Origin of the sequence: Bacillus sp. SIMBA_008 (assembly GCF_046535495.1) — a bacterium.
Taxonomy (GTDB): Bacteria; Bacillota; Bacilli; order Bacillales; family Bacillaceae; genus Bacillus; species Bacillus subtilis.
In genome coordinates this window covers 1-330 of record NZ_JAWRWL010000176.1, presented here as the reverse complement: position 1 = coordinate 330, position 330 = coordinate 1, and the positions used below count along the sequence as shown (strand labels likewise).

1 protein-coding gene is annotated in these 330 nt (G+C 63.6%); it reads right to left on the bottom strand.

The annotated features are described in order from the left end of the window. On the bottom strand, positions 1-330 hold a 330-nt coding region (locus SB658_RS22700; RefSeq protein ID WP_410602489.1), incomplete at both ends, for an RHS repeat domain-containing protein.

Sequence of the window (330 nt, the reverse complement as noted above, 5' to 3'; positions counted from 1 at the left end):
CTGCGGAGATTGAGCCCGAGAGGATCCTGGACGGACTCCAGAAGGCGCCCCTCACCGTCGTAGCGATATGTAGTGAGTCGGCCAGCTGCGTCGGTCACGCTGAGCTGACGACCCTGGCCGTCATAGCTATAGCGAGTGACGGCATTCAATCCCGCAGGATCGACAACGCGCTCCACCAGGCGCCCAGCGGCGTCGTAGCGTAGTTCCACGCGCCGGCCTTCACCGTCAACAGTCGCGCTGAGCAGGCCACTAGCTTCGTCGTACTCCCGGACTTCCTCCATGACTACCGTGCCGGACGGTGTCGAACGGCGCGTGAGCATGACATCGCCA